Genomic DNA, 2,749 nt, shown 5'->3' with positions numbered 1-2,749 from the left:
CGGGCTCCCCCCCCGCCCGACGCCACGGCGGGCTGGAAGCCCGCACTACGGCGTGTTTGGCCGCCGATCGCCTCGGACGGCACCTACAGCCGGTTGCCTGTTCGCAGGAACTGCTCCCACCGCTGGCGGTATTCCGCCTTGTAGTCGGCCACCGCCTGCTCGTAGCTGTACGGCGGCGTGTCGGGGCGCAGGCTACCCTCCAGGCGCAGGAGCTTGGCGCCCACCGGCACGCTGACGACGTTGCGCTCGGGCTCCACGGGCTGCCCATCCACGGTGGCGGCCACCAACTCCCAGAACCACGGTACCCGCACCACCAGCCGCTGCGGCGCCTGACGGAAGCTCTGGGGCAGCTCCAGCGTCAGCGCTCGGGCCCCGGCCGTCACCTTCAGGCTCACCGGGCCGAACGCCGTGGGCTCCCCGCGAGCCTCGATGGTGCTGCCGGGCTGGACCCACTCGGGCGACAGCGCTGACAGCAGCCACAGTTCCTCGTCCTGCTCGCGCACCAGCATGTTACGCAGAGCCTGGATCAGCTTGGCGGCCGAGGTGCCCTGGGGAATGAGGTTGTAGACGTGGCTGCAATCGCGGGTGCTCCACGGGATCGTGCCGAACTCCCCGATCATGTGGGTCGAGGAGCTATGCAGGAGCATGGCGTAGACCTCGCGCACCGCCCACTCCTGGTCTTCCGGCGTGCCGCGCACCAGCGAGGTCTGCGTGTTGTTGGGCGTCTGCCAGTAGTGCAGGCCCGGCTGTTCGTTGAAGATGAACTCCTCGCCCTCGCGCCCGACGGCGCAGGGCCACGTGTAGCCCAGGACACCTTCCTGGTACTTGCCGCGCACGGCCTGCAGCGTCCGCGTCACACGCTCATCCATCGGGTCGAAGAGCAGCTCGGGGTAGAGCAGCAGCAGGTTGTCCCAGTCGTTGCCGGCGGTGGTACGCTCCAGGGCGGGCGGGATGTAGCCCCCTGTCTGGGCGGTCTGGCGCTCCAGCAGGCGGTCGAAGGCCGCTCGGAAGCGGTCGTGCTGCTCCTGGAAGCGCTGGAGGTCCTCCTCGTTGCCGACCCCACGGGCCAGCTTCACGGCACTGCGCAGCCCAATGAGCCCCCACATGCACTGGCCGGTCTGGCGGCAGTCCTTGAGGTAGGCGTCGTCGGCGATAGTCGCCGGGGGCCAGAGACCTTCCGGGTCCTGGCTGACGACCTCCGCCTGCCAAGCCATCGCCCGCACGGCCACGGGGTAGACCGCCTGCAGGAACTCCTCATCCCGGGTCAACTCGTAGTGCCGCCAGAAGCCCCACAGGTTGTAGCCCCACATCTCCCACCACATGCCCTCGGGGTAGAACTCCAGGCGGAAGCTGCCATCGGGCTTCTGCTGGCGGGCCAGGAACAGCAGGCCCTCGCGGCAGAGGCCGGCTTGCCCCATGACCTCCAGCGCCCGCATGATGTCATTGACATTCCCGCCGCCGTAGAAGCTGTGGTACTGGAACTTGTTGACGCACGGATACAGGTCGTCGCCGATCTTGTCGAACGCCAGCAGGTTGGTGATGGTGTTGGCCAGGAGGTACTCCTGGACTTTGCCCTCGGGGAAGTGCAGCGGGGCCTTGCGGATGACGAAGTCGTGCCAGAAGCTCTCGGTCTGCGCCAGCAAGGCCTCGTAGTCGGCCTCGGCCACCAGGCGCGCCGCCTCGGAGGCCGCCGCCACGGGCAGCATCGGCAGCTTGTAGGTCAGCGTGGCGCTCTCGCCGGGCTGCAGGTGCAGGGCATGCAGCACGACGCCGGCCGGCTCGTCGGGGCTGAGGTTGTGGGTCGGGTCAGCATTGCCCTCGATCTCACCGGAGAAGTACCGTCGCATCCGCAGGCCGCTGTCCATGAGTGCCACGGACTGCCAGTGCGGCGCTGGTGAAGTGGGGAAGAGGTAGACGATCTTCCCATTCCGCAGCACGCACCCCTCGCCAAAGCTGTAGCGCAGCTCGGCGGTGGGGCCGTCATAGGCGTCGAGCAGGTCCTGGGGGATGTGCCGGGTGCCGGAGCCGACGCGGAAGTCCCCCGCCCCGCCGTAAGCCGTGAAGCACGGCCCCCGGTAGCGGCAGGCCGCGCCCGCGAAGGCCGTGCGCTCCTCCTCGGTCTCGTTGGTGACGGTCACGCGGGCGAAGCTGACAGGCATCCCGGCCAGCGCCCCACCCAGATCGGCGGCGAAGAGCTGGTAGGCGTAGCGGACGCCCTCCCGGTCGAAGTCGTACTCGACGACAGGCAGCACGCCCCCGAGGAGTGTCTTGATGCGGCAGTTGACCGGCTCGGGCGGGTTGCCGACCAGGAACATCAGCTCCCCGAACCCCGTGTAGATGTAGCCCTCAGGTGTGACCTCCGTGCCATTGGGAGCGTACATCGCGCCGAGCGGGTCGGTGGGGTGGGCATAGTACGAGAAGGGCCTGTCGTCCGGGTCGGTCAGATACGGGTTCAGCATACCATCGGGGATAATCATGGGTATGACCTCGCCACGGTGTACTGGACGCCCACAGGCCCCGCGAGCAGCCGGGGCACGGGGCCATCATAGCAGACGAGCGGCAGCTTGAACACAGGAAGCGTGCCCCCGATGGGTTGGCGGGCGAGCAGCCTGAGCTGGAGAGGATGTCGAGGATAGAGGCAAGGATACAGAGGATGGAGGTGAGGAATGGGTTGGGGGGCTGCATGCGGGGAGCGTGGGGCGTGGGAGCGGTCACCGACCGCGACTGCTTTCGGATCCGGGTCGCGGTC

General features: G+C 68.3%; 1 protein-coding gene. It reads right to left on the bottom strand.

Annotated features, from left to right (window positions below):
* Nucleotides 1–83 precede the first annotated feature (83 nt).
* Nucleotides 84–2,477, bottom strand: coding sequence for a hypothetical protein (locus LLH23_22315; protein MCE5241209.1), 2,394 nt, complete (start codon nucleotides 2,475–2,477; stop codon nucleotides 84–86).
* Nucleotides 2,478–2,749 lie beyond the last annotated feature (272 nt).

The sequence above is a fragment of the bacterium genome, assembly GCA_021372615.1.
Classification (GTDB): Bacteria; Armatimonadota; Zipacnadia; order Zipacnadales; family UBA11051; genus JAJFUB01.
The sequence above is the reverse complement of the archived record's forward strand: the minus strand, read 5'-3'. Positions and strand labels throughout refer to the sequence as shown.

Bases quoted from the DNA above. Each gene is read 5' to 3' on its own strand.
- LLH23_22315 (MCE5241209.1), bottom strand. From the start codon at position 2,477: ATGATTATCCCCGATGGTATGCTGAACCCGTATCTGACCGACCCGGAC.